We start from the raw sequence: 15161 nt of genomic DNA, 5'->3' as shown, positions 1-15161 counted from the left end.
GTTCCTCAGGCGTTCCATGCCGTCCGCTGGCGCAGCGCCAGCAGGATCAGCGACATGGCGATGATGACAATGAAGAAGACCACGGCAATCGCCGAAGCATAGCCAATGTCATAATAGGAGAACGCCACATTATAGAGATAGATATTGATGGTTTCCGACGCCGTGCCCGGCCCGCCCTGCGTCATCGCGTAGATGATGTCGAAGCTTTTCAGCGCATCGATGGAGCGGATAATCACCGCCAGCATGATGAAAGGCAGGATCATCGGCAGCGTGATATAGCGGAATTTCTGCCAGCCATTGGCGCCGTCTATTTCAGCGCTTTCAAACGGATCGCGCGGCATGGAGGCAAGACCGCCCAGCACGATCAGCATGACCAGCGGCGTCCACTGCCAAGTCTCGACCGCAACCAGCGACGGAATGACGGTGTTCTGGTTGAATATCCATTCCTGCGGGCCAATGCCGATCAGCGACAGTAGATAGTTCAGAACACCCAGCTGCGGGTGAAACATCATCGTCCAGACCAGCGCAACCGCGACGGGCGTTGCCATCATCGGCATGACGAATATGCCGCGCAACAGCCCGCGCATTGGCAGTTTGCTGTCGAAGACCAGTGCCGCGAGCGTGCCCAAAACCATGGGCGCGACAACAGAGAGGACGGTATAGACAAGCGTATGCCCCATGGAATCCCAGAAGCGGGCATCGGTCGCCAGACGCAGATAATTGTCGAAGCCGACAAAACTGATGCCTCCGCCAAGCTGCCACTGATTGGCGCTCATCCAGAGCGTGAACAGCCATGGGAAGACGATCACCGCCCCGACGGTGATCAAGGCGGGAAGCACAAAAGGCCAGTAGCTGGGCCGCAGGCGGCTTTTACCGGCGGCTTCCTTTGTGGTTGCTGTCGGGGCGGCAGATGTCATTTTCCTTCGCTCCGTGCGAGGACCGGACGGAATTCTTCCGTCGCGCGTTTCATTTCGGCTTCAGCTTCCGCACCGTTCAGAAGATTGGTGAGGCCGACGCCCATGATGTCGCGGAATTCCGTGACAGGCACGATGACCGGCAGGCAGAGCTGGCTGATCGGTGCCGATTTCGACAGGGCTTCCACCCAGCCTTCCGGCATGGTGACGCCCTTGCGCACTTCCGCATCGTCAATGATCGACTTGCGGAACGGAACGCCGGAGCCGGTTTGCAGCAGGCGCGCGCCCATTTCCTTGGAAATGGCCCACTGGCAATAAAGGTATGCCGCTTCCTTCTTGGTGGAGGCTTCCGTCACGCCGATGCCGTCGCCGGTCGTGGGTGCCGCCTGCGCCTTCGGGCCAGCAGGCATGACGCCATAGCCGACCTTGCCGACCACGCGTGACTTGTTTGGATCTTCGAGCGGTGGGGCAAAGCCGATCCCGTCCAGCCACATGCCCACCTTGCCTTGCAAAAAGCTCGACTGGCATTCCGCCCAGTTGAAGCCGGCAACGCCGGGAGGTGCCGCCTTGGTCATCAGGCGCTGGTAGAGCTTTGCCGCCTCGATGGCTTCCGCCGTGTCCGTTTTCAGATTGCCCGCCGCATCGACCGATTCCTGACCATAGCCAAGCATGAGGCTGGTCCAGACCGGAACATTGGCGTTCTTCATGCCGCGCGCCACGAAACCATAAGTGTTCGTGGACGGGTCGGTCAGCGCCTCTGCAGCAGCAACCAGTTCCTCGAAGGTCTTGGGATATTCGATGCCCTTGGCGGCAAAGAGTTCCTTGTTCCAGTAGATGATCCAGTAATCGACCGAGAAGGGCAGCGCGCCGAAACGGCCATTGGCGTCCTTGGCGAAGGCAAGACCGGCGCTTGCGAAATCGCTTTCGGTCAGGCTTGCATCAGTCAGCGTCGGGTCTTTCAGGAACGGGTTGAGATCGGCAAGCCAACCGCCCTTTTCAAACTGCCGCTTCTGCACGTGATAGCTGATATGGATGACGTCAAAGCTCGGACGGCCCGATGTCAGCTCAATCACGGCCTTTTGGCGCTGCTGCTGTTCCGGTGTCTGTTCGGAACGCACCTTGATGCCGGTCAACTCTTCGAATTCCTTCTGGTATTTCTGAAGGATTTCCCCGCGCGGGCTCTTGATGAGATTCACTTCCAGCGTGGTGCCGGCATATTTCTTCCAGTCGACGGAAGACTGTGCGAAAGACGGGGCGATCCCCGTCATGCTTGACGCAGCGATTGCCGCCGAGCCCGCCAGAAATTGGCGTCGTGTTGGACGTAATAGATTCATTGCATGCTCCTCCCCTAGGTCTCTTGGCCCAATAATTCCATAGCCCCGGCAACTCCTCTTGCCCGGCTCTGGTTGTTAAATCTGCAAAGCCAGCTTCCGCGCATTGTTGATATGAACGGCGATGGCATCCATGGCGATTTGCGGGTCGCGGGTTTCAATCGCCGAAAGCACCGCCAGATGTTCCTGCATGACCGGGATAACGCGGCCGGTAATGCGAAAACGTTCCTGGTTGATCAGGCGCATCTTGATGGTGTTGGTCTGATAGGCGCGCCAGATGATTTCATTGTCGAGCGAGCCGACAATCGTATCGTGCAGGCTCCAATCGATGCTCTGCGCCCGTTGCTCAAGTTCCGGCGTTTCGCCCTCCGCCTTTGCGCGCTTAAGAGTTTCCTCGTGTTCCGCACGCAATGACCGCAGCAGTTCGTCCGAAGCAGTCTGGCAAAAAATCGCAACCGACTCTTTTTCGATAAAGAGGCGGAACTGAAACGCTTCGCGGATCAGATTGAGATCGATATGGGCGATCTGGAGCCCGCGCTGCGGCACGGTCTTTATGAGACCTTCCGCTTCAAGGCGTGGAATCAGTTCGCGGATCGCGCCTAGCGGCAAGCCCGTCATGGTCACAAGCTGGCGCTGCGAAACGAACTGGCCCGGATGAAAGTCACGCGCCAGCAAATGCTGGGTGAAGCTCTGATAAGCCTTATCCCGCAGTTTTACCGGTTCGTTGTGATCTTCTGCCAAGGCCGTTCCCCTCTACCCTCCAAGGCTTATGCCGCCTTCAAGCCGCTTTTGCCATATGCAAACGGTCGAATACACCGCCAATTGCATCGAAATCCGCGTCATTGAGTGAAATCAGTGGGGCGCGCACGCGACGCCATTCCTTGTCACCGGTATGACGCGCGACCATGGCCTTAACCGCAGGCGTTACCGGATAATTCAGCAATTGCTGTACTGCGGCCACCAGTTCGGCATCGTCCTGCCCATGGTTGATCATGCGCAAAAGGCGGTCCGGGAACAGATTGGCCATCCCGGAAATCGCGCCCTGCCCGCCAAGGCGAACGCCTGCTGCCAGATCGCGCTCGTCGCCAATCAGGATCGCAATGTCCTTGTGCGCAGCAAGCAGCTTTTCAGTATAGGCCCAGTTCCCGGAAGAATCCTTCACGCCCATGATGATGCCACCAAAGGCCGCACGCAGACGGCTTATGAGATCGACTGAAAGCTCCACGGCTGTTACCGACGGAATATTGTAGAGAATGATGCTGCGAGCATCTTCACCCAATCCCTTGAAGACAGCCGAGAACCAGTTGAACAGGCCTTCATCGGAGAGGTTCTTGAAATAGGAAGGCGGCGCCAAAAGAATGGCCTTGCAGCCGCGCCGCAACGCATCGCCTGCCTGAAGAACCGCATCGGCAACCGAATTTTCCATCACGCCCACAACGATGCTGGACGCCGGAAAGCCACCCGCAACAAATGCATCGAGGAGTGCCGCACGTTCAGCATCGGCAATCGACGAACCTTCGCCGGTCGTGCCAAACAAGGTTACGCTGGAGCAGCCATTATCGAGCCGCGCACGCGCGTGGCTGAGCGCTCGGCTGACGTCGATTTTACCGTCTGCGTCGAATGGCGTCGTGAGCGCTGCAGAGAGCCCGAAACGCTCCTGCCCGGAATGATTGTGTGCCAAAACTGGCTCCTCCCAAGTTTGAATCTTAAGTTTGCACATACTAACATGTTAGTAAAGAGTCAATTGGGGTTCAGTGTGTACTCGCACGGCTTCGGAAGAATGCGGGATAGGTAAAAACTCCTGAAACCTGTGTCGGTTCAGAGCGCTGGTATCTCCTCCCCTCATCGTCGTGGAGAGCTGTTGAAAACAGCTGCTAAGGATGAGGGAGGAAGATGTGCGAAACCCGACTTATCAGGCTGGAACAACACCGGTTTCGATGAAAGAAAGAACTTCGGCGTGGCTTGGTGAACCGGCCCGCCCGCCGAAGCGCGCGCATTTGATGGCAGCGGCGGCATTGGCAAAGCGAATGATATCAATCGTAGGCCTGCCTTCCACGAGGCCATGCGCGAAAGCACCATGGAAGACATCGCCCGCAGCCAGCGTATCCACTGCATCGACCGTGAAAGCGGGTATGTGAGAAACAGATTTGCCAGCGCCTTCAGCCCAGTAGCAGCCCTCCGCGCCACCCGTAACGGCGGTGAAGACATTATAACGCTTGCTGAGAACCCGGACGCATTCACTCAAATCCGTCGTGCCCGCGACGCTGATGGCGGCCGGTTCCGACGCAACAATATGGGTCGCAAGCGGCAGCAACGTTTCGAGCAATTCGACAGGCGCGGTATCGGCATCCAGTATGGCAGGAATCCCCGCCTCGCGTGCCGCACGCAGCGCCGTTTCAGCAGCCCATGGCCAGCGAACATCGGTCATGACGGCAGCATAGGCTCCTGCCGTAATCGGCGGCACCGAAACAGACGGGCTCGCCAGTGCCCGGTCATAAAACGGCACGATGATGCGTTCGCCATTCGCATCAACGAGGATCGAAGAGAACGCCGTGCGAGCGTCCTCCAGCCGCCGGATATAGGTACAATCAATGCCTTCGGCTTGAAGCTCCGCTATGGCGCGATCCCCAACCGGGTCAATCCCAGCAGAAGCCCAGAGCGCCACATCACCGCCAAGCCGGGCAATCGCCGCGGCTGCACTTGAAGCCATGCCAGCTGCGATCTCGACAGCTTCGCGCGGCAGATATTTGCCTGCCGCATCAGGAAGCGCATCGAGGCGCAAGATGGTGTCCATGGTCAGGGCACCTACGCAAAGAATTTTGGACGTCATGATTACGAAATAAGGCCTTCGGAACGCAAAGTCTGCCAGAACTCATCGGGGATCGTCTGCTCGAACCAGACGACATTCTGCCTGATCTGTTCCGGCGAGCGAACGCCGATCAAAATGGAGCTGACGGCCTCATGCCTCATCGGGAATTGCATGGCGGCAGCAGCGAGCGGCACACGATACTCATCGCAAATATCATGCAGGCGATTGGTGCGTGCAATGATTTCAGCAGGCGCGTCGGCGTAATCGAATTTCAGTTCGCCGCCGCGCGGTGCAGCCAGAATCCCGGAATTGAACACCCCGGCAATCACCAGCGCCATGCCGCGCTTTTGCGCCAACGGCAGGAATTCCTTTTCGGAAACCTGGTCAAGCAGCGAATAACGACCGGCGAGAAGTGAGCAGTCGAGATCAGCTTCTTCAAGCGCATCGCGAATGATCTCCCATTCGTTCACGCCGAGACCGAACCCCTTGATATTGCCTGCGTCGCGCAACTCGGTCAGCGCGCGGAAGCCGCCACCCTTGGTAAGAGCGTTCCAGTGGAGTTCTTGCCGGTCGCCATGGGTCACACGGCCAATATCATGGACATAAAGCAGGTCGATTTCAGGAAAGCCGAGACGCTGCTGGCTGTCGTCGAAGCTCCGCATGATGCCGTCATAGCTGTAATCGAATACCTCACGAAAATTGAGACCATTGTGCCAACCGGAATCGAACGGATTTTTCGGCAGCGGGGGCGGCAATGTACGGCCAGCACGCTCGTTGGCCATCAGGCGTCCGACCTTCGTTGAAATAACCGCACGCTCGCTCTTTTCACGCAGCATATCGCCGAGAAGGTGTTCGCTGCGGCCATAGCCATACATCGGCGCACTGTCGTAATAACGGATACCGCTTTTCCAGCCAGCTTCCAGCAAGGTATCCGCGTCAGCGCGGGAAACAGGCGCGTAAAGCCCGCCCAAGGGCGCGGTTCCCAGACCAAGCGCGGTTACGGTCAAGCCGGTACGGCCAAGCGTCCGCTTTTCGGATGCCTTCAAATGCATGGGGTATCTCCTCAACAACGGCGATTGATGCGCCGCACTCCTCTTCAGCACATCTTGTTCAAAAAGCGCTTTTGCACTTTCTGGGACGCACTGCCTCTTCCGCCGATTGATAGGAGCAAGTTTGTCCAAGCGCAATCGGAAAAGCTTGCGCATGCGAACAGTCTATTCACTTGCAAATAGACCGTTCTTGACAGCGGTGAATTCCTGCCGATATTACTATGATGTCAGACCAATTTTAAAACCAACAAGGGAACGTGGTCTGGCCGGATTGCGCAAATTGGAGCGGTCTGAAAAGGAGGCAGGATGAAAGATCGCAGGCTGCTGCAGATCGCGCCGCTACCGCCGATGGATCGCGCTCGGCAGGTAACCGATGCGCTCGCCAATTACATCGCGACCGCGCATCTTCAGGCCGGTGACCGCCTTCCTGCTGAACGTGAATTAATGACCGCGCTGGCCGTGGGGCGCTCCACCATTCGCGAAGCAATCCGACACTTTCAGGCGCTGGGTGTGATCGAAGCCCGCAAGGGCAGCGGCACCTATCTGCTCAAGCCAATTTCGGCTGCAACAATCCACATGCCGCTTTCATTCGATCCGGCGCAATTGCGCGATGCGTTGCTGCAATCGCTTGAAGTGCGCCGTGGCATCGAGGCGGAAGCCAGCATGGTTGCCGCCCGCAAACGCACGGCTGAAGACCTTGTCATCATCGAGCGCAATCTCAACGAAATGGAACGCGTTCACATCGCGGAAGGCACGTCCGGCCCGGAAGATCTGGCGTTCCACCTTGCTATCTACGACGCGACCCACAACCCGCTTTTCAGACAATTACTCGAACAGATGCGCGAAGCCTTTTTGCGTTTCTGGGATCATCCGTTCGAGCGGGTCGATTTCGCGCGGCGGACCTTTCCGTTCCACCGCACGCTTTTCAACGCCATCGTGGCTCAGGACCCTGAGGCCGCGCGGCAGGAAACACTCAAAATCCTCGATATTGTCGAGGAAGACATCAAGGAAATGTCCAAATGACTGACGGGATGGACCCGCTGGATTTCGCAGCGCTTACAGTCGCCCATGATGAAGTCAATGCTTTCGACGCCGTGGTTCCGCCCATTGTGCAGACTTCGCTTTTCACCTTCCCAAGCTATGACGACATGGTCGCCTCCTACCGGGGCGAAAAGGTTCGGCCCATCTACACGCGCGGTCTCAACCCGACCGTGCGCGCCTTCGAAGAAATGCTGGCGAAACTTGAAGGCGGCGAAGATGCGCTCGGCTTTGCCAGCGGCATGGCCGCGATCTCGTCAAGCGTGCTGGCCTTCGTCAAGCCCGGCGATCGCATTGTCGCCGTGCGCCATGTCTATCCCGATGCGTTCCGCCTGTTCGGCACTATCCTGAAGCGCATGCAGGTGCAGGTCGACTATGTCGATGGCCGCGACGAGGAGGCGGTTGCAAAGGCCCTGCCCGGCGCGAAACTTTTCTACATGGAAAGCCCGACAAGCTGGGTCATGGAAGCCCATGATGTCGGGGCCTTAGCAACGATTGCAAGGCAGCATGGTGTGTTGAGCATCATCGACAACAGCTGGGCCAGCCCGATCTTCCAGCGTCCGCTGTCGTTGGGCGTCGATCTCGTCGTGCATTCGGCATCGAAATATCTCGGCGGCCATAGCGATGTCGTGGCCGGTGTCGTCACCGGCTCGAAAGAGCTGATCAATGCGATCCGCGCGGAGACCTATCCATATCTGGGCGGCAAGCTCTCACCGTTTGATGCCTGGCTGCTCGTTCGAGGTATGCGCACCTTGCCAACGCGCATGAAGGCGCATGAGGCATCGGCGCTGGAAATTGCAAAACGCCTTCAGGCGCTGGAAGCGGTTGAAACCGTGTGCCATCCCGCCCTTGCAAATCGCCTGCCGGCGGGCCTCCACGGCACTTCCGGGCTGTTCTCGGTCATCTTCCGCGAAGGCGTGAACATCCGCGAATTCTGCAATCATCTCAATCTGTTCAAGCTTGGCGTGAGCTGGGGTGGACATGAAAGCCTGATCGTGCCGGGCGAAGTCGTGCTGCAGCAGAAGGCACAGCCGAATTCGGCGCATACGTTCGGCATCGATCCGCGCTCCGTGCGCTTGCATGTCGGACTGGAGGGAACGGAAGCGCTGTGGCGGGATATTGAAGGAGCGCTCGCAGCATCGACCGTGTGAATAAAATAGTGAGGAGCAATAAGGGGAACTGCAATGAAAAAACTAATAGCAGCCGCATTCGCAACCATGCTTATGAGCGGTACGGCGCTTGCCGATACCACCTTGAAACTTGTTGAAGTCATCACCAGCCCGGAGCGCACAAAGACGCTTCAGTCCATCGTTGCCAAGTTTGAGGCAGCCAATCCGGGCACCAAGGTGGAAATCATTTCGCTGCCATGGGGCGAATCCTTCCAGAAATTCGCCACCATGGTTTCGGCCGGGGAAATCCCGGACGTCATGGAAATGCCGGACACCTGGGTTTCGCTCTATGGCAACAACGGCATGCTGGAGAATCTCGAGCCATATCTCGAAAAATGGGAAACCACATCCGACCTCACCGAGCGCGCGCTTGAGCTTGGCCGCAGCGTCAACAACACAGCCTATACGCTGCCTTACGGCTTCTATCTGAACGCCATGTTTTACAACAAGAAGCTGCTGAGCGAGGCTGGCGTTTCCGAACCGCCGAAAACGCTCGATGAATTCGTCGAAGCCTCCAAGAAAATTGCCGCTCTGCCGGGCAAATCCGGCTATTGCATGCGCGGCGGTCCCGGCGGCCTCAATAGCTGGGTGATCTTCGCAGCCTCCATGGCGGGCGACAACAAGTTCTTCAACGAAGACGGCACCTCGACCATGAACAGCGAAGGCTGGAAAAAGGGCATCAACTGGGTGGTCGATCTCTACAAGAACGGCCTTGCACCGAAGGACAGCGTCAATTGGGGCTTCAACGAAACCGTAGCCGGTTTCTATAGCGGCACCTGCGCCTTCCTCAATCAGGATCCCGACGCCCTGATTGCCATTGCCGAACGCATGAAGCCTGAAGATTTTGGCGTTACCATCATGCCGAAGGGCCCGGATGGCAAGACCTTCCCGACCATCGGCTTTGCCGGCTGGTCGATGATGAGCGCGAGCAAGAACAAGGATCTTTCCTGGAAACTGATCTCGATGCTCGAAGGCCCGGAAGGCAACATCGAATGGAACAAGCGTACCGGCGCATTGCCGGTTCTCAAATCCGCCCAGAACGATCCGTTCTATAACGGCGAGCAGTTCAAGGGCTGGTTCGATGAACTGGCTGACAAGAACGTCGTTCCAACCGTCATGCCGACCTATCTGGAAGAATTTGCCTTCTTCAAGGATTCGCTCGTCATCAAGACCTCGCAGGAAGCGCTTCTCGGCGACATTACGCCGGACCAGCTGGCCGACCAATGGGCAGAATATCTGACCAAGGCACAGCAGAAGCACCTCGCAAAGCAATAGCACCGTGAACGGCTTGCAGGCGTGGAACTGTCACGCCTGCAAGCGAGTGATGCAGCCCCGCGAAGGGAAAGATGATGAACGACACCGCTTCCATAAAGGCCTCGGTGCGCAACGAAGTGCCGGGCGAAAAGCAGGACCGCCGCAGCTTCCTGCAGCGGCTTGCGCACGCTTCCGAACCTTATCTCTACAGTGCGCCTGCGCTCATCCTCATCGGCGCCATCATGCTGGTTCCGCTGATCCTCGGCGTCTCCTATGCCTTTCGCGACATTCAGTTGCGGAACCCCTTTTCGGGCGGCTATGTGGGGCTCGATCATTTCCGCGAACTTGCCACCGATCAGGCTTTCTATCGTTCCCTGAAGAACACGCTCTGGTGGACCGGCTGCTCCGTGCTGCTGCAATTCGTGTTCGGACTTATTCTGGCCCTGCTGCTCGACAAGCCATTTGCCGGTCGCGGCTTGGCACAGGCGCTGATCTTCCTGCCATGGGCTGTGCCGACATTTCTCACCGGCCTTAACTGGGCTTGGCTGTTCAATCCGGTTATCGGGCCGCTGCCGCACTGGCTGCATGCAATCGGCATCCTGAGCGCGCCAAACAACATCCTGTCCGACCCCAACCTTGCCATGTGGGGTATCATCACCGCAGGCGTGTGGTGGGGCATACCGTTCTTCGCCATCACCATGCTGGCCGCTTTGCAAGCCATCCCTCGTGATCTTTATGAAGCAGCAGCGATCGATGGCGCAGGGCCGGTGCAGCGTTTTCTCTCGATCACGCTTCCTTACCTTGCGCCGACCATGGCCATCACCATTTTGCTGCGCACCGTCTGGATTGCCAACAGTGCCGACCTGATTGTCGTGATGACCGGCGGCGGTCCTGCCGACCGGACGCAGATCGTAGCAAGCTATATCTTCACGCAGGCCTTCAAGCGGCTCGATTTCGGTTACGCCTCTGCCATTGCGATGGTCCTGCTTGTCCTGCTGATGGTCTATTCGATGCTCATCGTGCTGTTGCGCCAGACGCTTCTGAACAAGGATTGAGGCCATGGCCAACCGTAAAATCTACCTTGCTGGCGCGCATCGCATTGCGATTCTCCTGTTCGTCCTGTTTGCACTGTTTCCGATCTTCTGGCTGGTGAAGGTTTCCGTCACGCCCAATGATCTGCTTTACAGCGAGGGCGTGCGGCTCTGGCCATCGCGCATGACGTTCGATCATTTCAGCCATGTGTTGAATAACAGCTCGTTTCCGCTGTTCTTCCGCAACAGCCTGATCGTGTCGGGATCAACAGCCATCATCGTCACGCTGCTGGCATCGCTTTCCGGCTATGCGCTGTCGCGGTTCAACTTCCGCGCCAAATACTGGATCGTGGCGCTGATGCTGCTGACGCAAATGTTTCCGCTCGTGATGCTGATTGCGCCGATCTACAAGATCATGGCGCCACTCGGTCTGACCAACAGCCTGACTGGTCTGGTCATCGTCTATTCGGCCTTCAATGTGCCTTTTGCCACTTTCCTGATGCAGTCGTTCTTCGACGGCATTCCGAAGGATCTCGAAGAAGCCGCCAAGATCGACGGCGCAACGCAATTCATGGCCTTCCGCCAGATCATCCTGCCGCTGACGCTCCCCGGTATCGCTGCCACGCTGGGCTTCGTCTTCACCGCAGCATGGAGCGAGCTTCTGTTCGCGCTGATGCTGATTTCCGGCAATGATTCAGCCACCTTCCCGGTCGGGCTTTTGAGCTTCGTCTCAAAGTTCTCGGTCGATTTCGGGCAGATGATGGCGGCGGGCGTGCTTGCGCTCATCCCGGCCTGCCTCTTCTTCTTCCTCATTCAACGATATCTCGTGCAGGGCCTCACGGCTGGCGCGGTCAAAGGCTGAAAGGATTTTTCCATATGGCTTCCATCGATATTCAGTCGGTCCGCAAAAGCTACGGCGAACATGCTGTTCTGCATGGTGTCGATCTTGAGATCAAAGATGGCGAATTCATCGTGCTGGTCGGCCCGTCTGGCTGCGGCAAATCCACTTTGCTGCGCATGATTGCAGGCCTTGAAGACATCACGTCCGGGCAAGTGCAGATCAGCGGCAAGCGCGTCAATGAACTGGCACCCAAGGACCGCGACATTGCGATGGTGTTTCAGTCCTATGCGCTCTATCCGCATATGAGCGTTGCCGACAATATGAGCTACAGCATGCGGCTGCGCAAAACACCGAAAGAGAAAATCGCGAGCGCCATCCAATCGACCGCCGCCAAACTCGGCCTTGAGCCTTTGCTGGAACGTCGCCCGAAAGCGCTTTCCGGCGGCCAGCGTCAGCGCGTTGCCATGGGCCGCGCCATTGTACGCCAGCCCAAGGCTTTCCTTTTCGACGAGCCGCTCTCCAACCTCGATGCACGTCTGCGCGAGCAGATGCGCGCTGAAATCAAGAAGCTGCACGGCGAGCTGAAAGCCACGTCGATCTATGTCACCCACGACCAGATCGAGGCCATGACTCTGGCCGACCGTATCGTCGCCATGCATGGCGGTGTGGTGCAGCAGGTCGGCTCTCCGCTGGAGCTCTACGACCGTCCGGCCAATCTCTTCGTGGCTGGCTTCATCGGTTCACCTGCCATGAACTTTCTGGATGTGACCTATCTCGAACAGGATGGCGGTCCGCGTCTGAAACTCAAGGACGGCACGCTCATCGCCTTGCCGCAGCCCTTGAACCTCAAGAATGGCGCCAAAGCGACGCTCGGCATTCGTCCCGAACATGTCCATATCGAGAAATCCGCGGGCTTATCTGCCGATGTCGATCTGGTGGAGCCGACCGGCTTCGGCATTATCCTGCATCTCAGCCTGCATGGATTGCCGTTCAAGATTTTCACACTGGACCGCGATGCGCTGCACACGCAAGGCTCAATTCAGGTGAGCTTCCCCGCACAGCACCTCCACCTTTTCGATGGCGAAGGAAACCGGGTGGAGCCGCGAGCAGTTCAGTAATCCGAAGCAAAACGCGCTTGAATGTTCTGTGAAAGCAAAGCGACCGGGCGCGTCGTATCACCCGGCGGGTTCCATAGAAGCTCCTCGATTTCGCTGGAGGCGACAGGAACCTGACCATCTTTCAAAGTGAGGTGAAACAGTTCGGCCTCAACCGTTGCATCGGCTTCATTGGCGGCCGGTGCTGCCATTTTTGCAGCATAGCGCAACTGGCTCTCATCAACGAGAATGCCAAGCTCTTCCTCGATCTCGCGAATGAGGGCCACTTCAGGCTGCTCGCCTGCATCGATCTTGCCGCCGGGCTGGAAGAAAATCTCGCTGCCGCGCTTGCGCACGAGAAGGAAACGGCCCGCTTCGTCGCGGACAATGGCTGCTGAAATTCGAATCGTCTTCATGAGGGCGGACTTTCATCTCGCGGGCGAATGCCGTCAAGAATGATTGCACTCACCGCTTTGGCCGTTTCGTCATAAAATCCGGCTTCTTCCGAACGGCGCCCGAGAACGGCTGCGACCTGCACGGAAAAATCCGAATAATGCTGCGTTACCGCCCATATGGTGAAAATCAGATGGTACGGATCGACCGGCGCCAGACGCTTTTCCGCAATCCATCGGTGAATGACCGCAGCCTTTTCATCGACCAATTGCTTGAGGTGCCCTTTCAGAAAATTGGAAATCGCCGGGGCGCCATGCAATATCTCATTGGCAAAAAGGCGCGAAGCCTCCGGTTTCTTCGCCGACATTTCCAGTTTCACGGCAATGTAGCGACGCAACTCCTCAAGCGGGTCGCCATCCGGATCGATGTGCTCGAAAGGTTCGAGCCAGGTAGCGAGCGTGTCTTCCAGCACGGTCACGTAAATGTTCTGCTTGCGCGGGAAATAATAAAGCAGGTTTGGTTTCGACATGCCCGCCTTCGCGGCGATCTGATCGACCGTCGAGCCTCTAAAGCCGTATGCGGAAAATACCTCCAGCGCCGCGTCCAGAATGAGCCGCCGGTTGATGCCCTGAATCCGCGTCCCGCCCTCCGATCTGTCGGTCGGCATCTGCTCGTTTTCGAGAGGCTCGGCCCGGGAGTCTGATGGGACTGTGGTCATTTGACACCTTTCGGCAGTGTAGAATTCTCCAAAAGCGCTTGACCATATTCAAACGCTCTTCTAGCCTGCAATTTGACCAACTAGTCAAGTTTTTGTCCGCAAGGCAAGAATATTGTGGCCAGAGAGCCAGGTCACGGGAACATATATTGGCGGGTGAATATGGGCCAGAAATATAATGGCCCGGATTTGAACGCCCATACAGAATGCGGAGGCAGAGCGCATGGTGCTCACCAGCAATCTTAGAGTCAACGGCGATCGCCTTTGGGACAGCCTGATGGACATGGCCCGGATCGGTCCCGGTTTGCGCGGCGGCAACAACCGCCAGACGTTGACCGACGAGGACGGCGAAGGCCGCAAGCTGTTTCAGGGCTGGTGCGAAAAGGCTGGGCTGTCCATGGGCGTGGACACCATGGGCAATATGTTCTTCACCCGTCCGGGCGAGGATGCTGACGCTGACCCGGTCTATATGGGTAGCCACCTCGACACGCAGCCGACCGGCGGCAAGTTTGACGGCGTGCTTGGCGTACTCGGCGGGCTCGAAGTCATGCGCACGCTCAACGACATGAACATCAAAACCAAGCGCCCCATCGTCGTGGTGAACTGGACCAATGAAGAAGGCACGCGCTTTGCACCCGCCATGCTCTCATCCGGCGTTTTTGCCGGCGTGCACGAGCAGGACTGGGCCTATCAGCGCACTGACGCCAAAGGCAAGAAATTCGGTGATGAACTGGAGCGCATCGGCTGGAAAGGCGATGAGCCGGTCGGAAAACGCAAAATCCATGCGATGTTCGAGCTTCACATCGAGCAGGGTCCCATCCTTGAAGCTGAACATAAAGATATCGGTGTCGTCACGCACGGCCAGGGGCTGTGGTGGCTGCAAGTGACATTGACCGGCAAGGAAGCGCATACCGGTTCCACGCCCATGAAGATGCGCAAGAATGCGAGCCTTGGCCTCGGCAAGATGCTGCAGCTCGTCAACGAGATCGCCATGTCGCACCAGCCGGACGCAGTGGGTGGCGTCGGCCATATCGACGTGTCCCCCAATTCGCGCAATGTGCTCCCCGGCCAGATCGTTTTCACCGTCGATTTCCGCTCGCCCAATCAGGCTGTGCTGGACGACATGAAGTCGCGTTTTGAAAAGGAAGCGCCGAAGATCGCCGAGGAACTGGGCATCGGCATAGAGATCGAGGTGGCCGGCCATTTCGATCCCGTGACATTCGACAATGGCTGCGTGGAGGCTATCCGCAATGCGGCGGAACGGCTTGGCTACAGCCACCGCAATATCGTTTCCGGCGCGGGTCATGATGCGTGCTGGGTCAATCGCGTCGCGCCGACCGCCATGGTCATGTGCCCTTGCGTGGATGGCCTCAGCCACAATGAAGACGAGGATATTTCCAAGGAATGGGCGTCGGCGGGAACCGACGTGCTTCTGCATGCAGTATTGGAGACCGCTGAAATTGTGAGTTGATTTCGGGCCTCTCCGATACTGCTACTGTTCGCAACAAAACCAAAAGGGGAAC

At 57.6% G+C, this 15161-nt stretch carries 15 protein-coding genes; 7 read left to right on the top strand and 8 right to left on the bottom strand.

Going from position 1 to position 15161, the window contains the following annotated elements; genetic code table 11:
• Window positions 1–5: 5 nt before the first annotated feature.
• The 6 genes from J9800_RS11840 to J9800_RS11815 all read right to left on the bottom strand — a co-directional run bounded on the left by J9800_RS11840 (window position 6) and on the right by J9800_RS11815 (window position 6106).
• Window positions 6–917 (bottom strand): carbohydrate ABC transporter permease, encoded by a 912-nt coding sequence (locus J9800_RS11840; protein WP_112589809.1) that lies wholly within the window; start codon window positions 915–917, stop codon window positions 6–8.
• Window positions 914–2248: an ABC transporter substrate-binding protein gene (locus tag J9800_RS11835; RefSeq protein ID WP_114214159.1), complete on the bottom strand. Its 1335-nt coding sequence runs from the start codon at window positions 2246–2248 to the stop codon at window positions 914–916. The genes J9800_RS11840 and J9800_RS11835 overlap by 4 nt, the downstream gene beginning before the upstream one ends.
• Window positions 2249–2323: 75 nt before the next feature.
• Window positions 2324–2986, bottom strand: coding sequence for a GntR family transcriptional regulator (locus J9800_RS11830; protein WP_114214160.1), 663 nt, complete (start codon window positions 2984–2986; stop codon window positions 2324–2326).
• A gap of 37 nt (window positions 2987–3023) precedes the next feature.
• Window positions 3024–3926, bottom strand: a complete 903-nt coding sequence (locus J9800_RS11825; RefSeq protein ID WP_114214161.1) for a dihydrodipicolinate synthase family protein — start codon at window positions 3924–3926, stop codon at window positions 3024–3026.
• A 231-nt stretch (window positions 3927–4157) separates the two neighbouring features.
• Entirely contained in the window at window positions 4158–5075 is a 918-nt protein-coding gene (locus J9800_RS11820; RefSeq protein WP_114214162.1) for a PfkB family carbohydrate kinase, read from the bottom strand.
• A gap of 2 nt (window positions 5076–5077) precedes the next feature.
• On the bottom strand, window positions 5078–6106 hold the full coding sequence (locus tag J9800_RS11815) for an aldo/keto reductase (RefSeq protein WP_114214163.1): 1029 nt from the start codon (window positions 6104–6106) through the stop codon (window positions 5078–5080).
• Between the two features lie 303 nt (window positions 6107–6409).
• On the opposite strand from J9800_RS11815, the gene J9800_RS11810 reads away from it, so the two are divergent.
• From J9800_RS11810 to J9800_RS11785, 6 genes are all read left to right on the top strand, one after another.
• Complete coding sequence (locus J9800_RS11810; protein ID WP_114214165.1) at window positions 6410–7126, top strand: FadR/GntR family transcriptional regulator; 717 nt, start codon at window positions 6410–6412, stop codon at window positions 7124–7126.
• Window positions 7123–8292 (top strand): PLP-dependent transferase, encoded by a 1170-nt coding sequence (locus J9800_RS11805; protein ID WP_114214166.1) that lies wholly within the window; start codon window positions 7123–7125, stop codon window positions 8290–8292. The genes J9800_RS11810 and J9800_RS11805 overlap by 4 nt, the downstream gene beginning before the upstream one ends.
• 33 nt (window positions 8293–8325) lie before the next feature.
• Window positions 8326–9585: an ABC transporter substrate-binding protein gene (locus tag J9800_RS11800; RefSeq protein ID WP_114214167.1), complete on the top strand. Its 1260-nt coding sequence runs from the start codon at window positions 8326–8328 to the stop codon at window positions 9583–9585.
• Window positions 9586–9659: 74 nt separating this feature from the next.
• A complete protein-coding gene (locus tag J9800_RS11795; protein ID WP_210845866.1) occupies window positions 9660–10619 on the top strand; it encodes a carbohydrate ABC transporter permease in 960 nt (319 codons plus the stop codon).
• 4 nt (window positions 10620–10623) lie between these two features.
• Window positions 10624–11457 (top strand): carbohydrate ABC transporter permease, encoded by an 834-nt coding sequence (locus tag J9800_RS11790; protein ID WP_114214168.1) that lies wholly within the window; start codon window positions 10624–10626, stop codon window positions 11455–11457.
• 14 nt (window positions 11458–11471) lie between these two features.
• Window positions 11472–12554, top strand: coding sequence for an ABC transporter ATP-binding protein (locus J9800_RS11785; protein ID WP_112589777.1), 1083 nt, complete (start codon window positions 11472–11474; stop codon window positions 12552–12554).
• Here J9800_RS11785 and J9800_RS11780 read toward each other — a convergent pair.
• Together J9800_RS11780 and J9800_RS11775 are read right to left on the bottom strand one after the other, a co-directional pair.
• Complete coding sequence (locus J9800_RS11780; protein WP_114214169.1) at window positions 12548–12946, bottom strand: NUDIX hydrolase; 399 nt, start codon at window positions 12944–12946, stop codon at window positions 12548–12550. The two genes, J9800_RS11785 and J9800_RS11780, sit on opposite strands and share 7 nt — an antisense overlap.
• Window positions 12943–13641 (bottom strand): TetR family transcriptional regulator C-terminal domain-containing protein, encoded by a 699-nt coding sequence (locus tag J9800_RS11775; protein WP_112589771.1) that lies wholly within the window; start codon window positions 13639–13641, stop codon window positions 12943–12945. The genes J9800_RS11780 and J9800_RS11775 overlap by 4 nt, the downstream gene beginning before the upstream one ends.
• Window positions 13642–13861: 220 nt before the next feature.
• Here J9800_RS11775 and J9800_RS11770 point away from each other — a divergent pair, with 220 nt between their 5' ends.
• Window positions 13862–15109 carry a Zn-dependent hydrolase gene (locus tag J9800_RS11770; RefSeq protein WP_114214170.1) on the top strand — a complete coding sequence of 416 codons (1248 nt, stop codon included), beginning with the start codon at window positions 13862–13864 and terminating at the stop codon, window positions 15107–15109.
• Window positions 15110–15161: the final 52 nt, after the last annotated feature.

This window comes from Ochrobactrum sp. AP1BH01-1, assembly GCF_018066705.1.
Lineage (GTDB): Bacteria > Pseudomonadota > Alphaproteobacteria > Rhizobiales > Rhizobiaceae > Brucella.
This window is presented reverse-complemented; position numbering and strand designations above follow the sequence as displayed.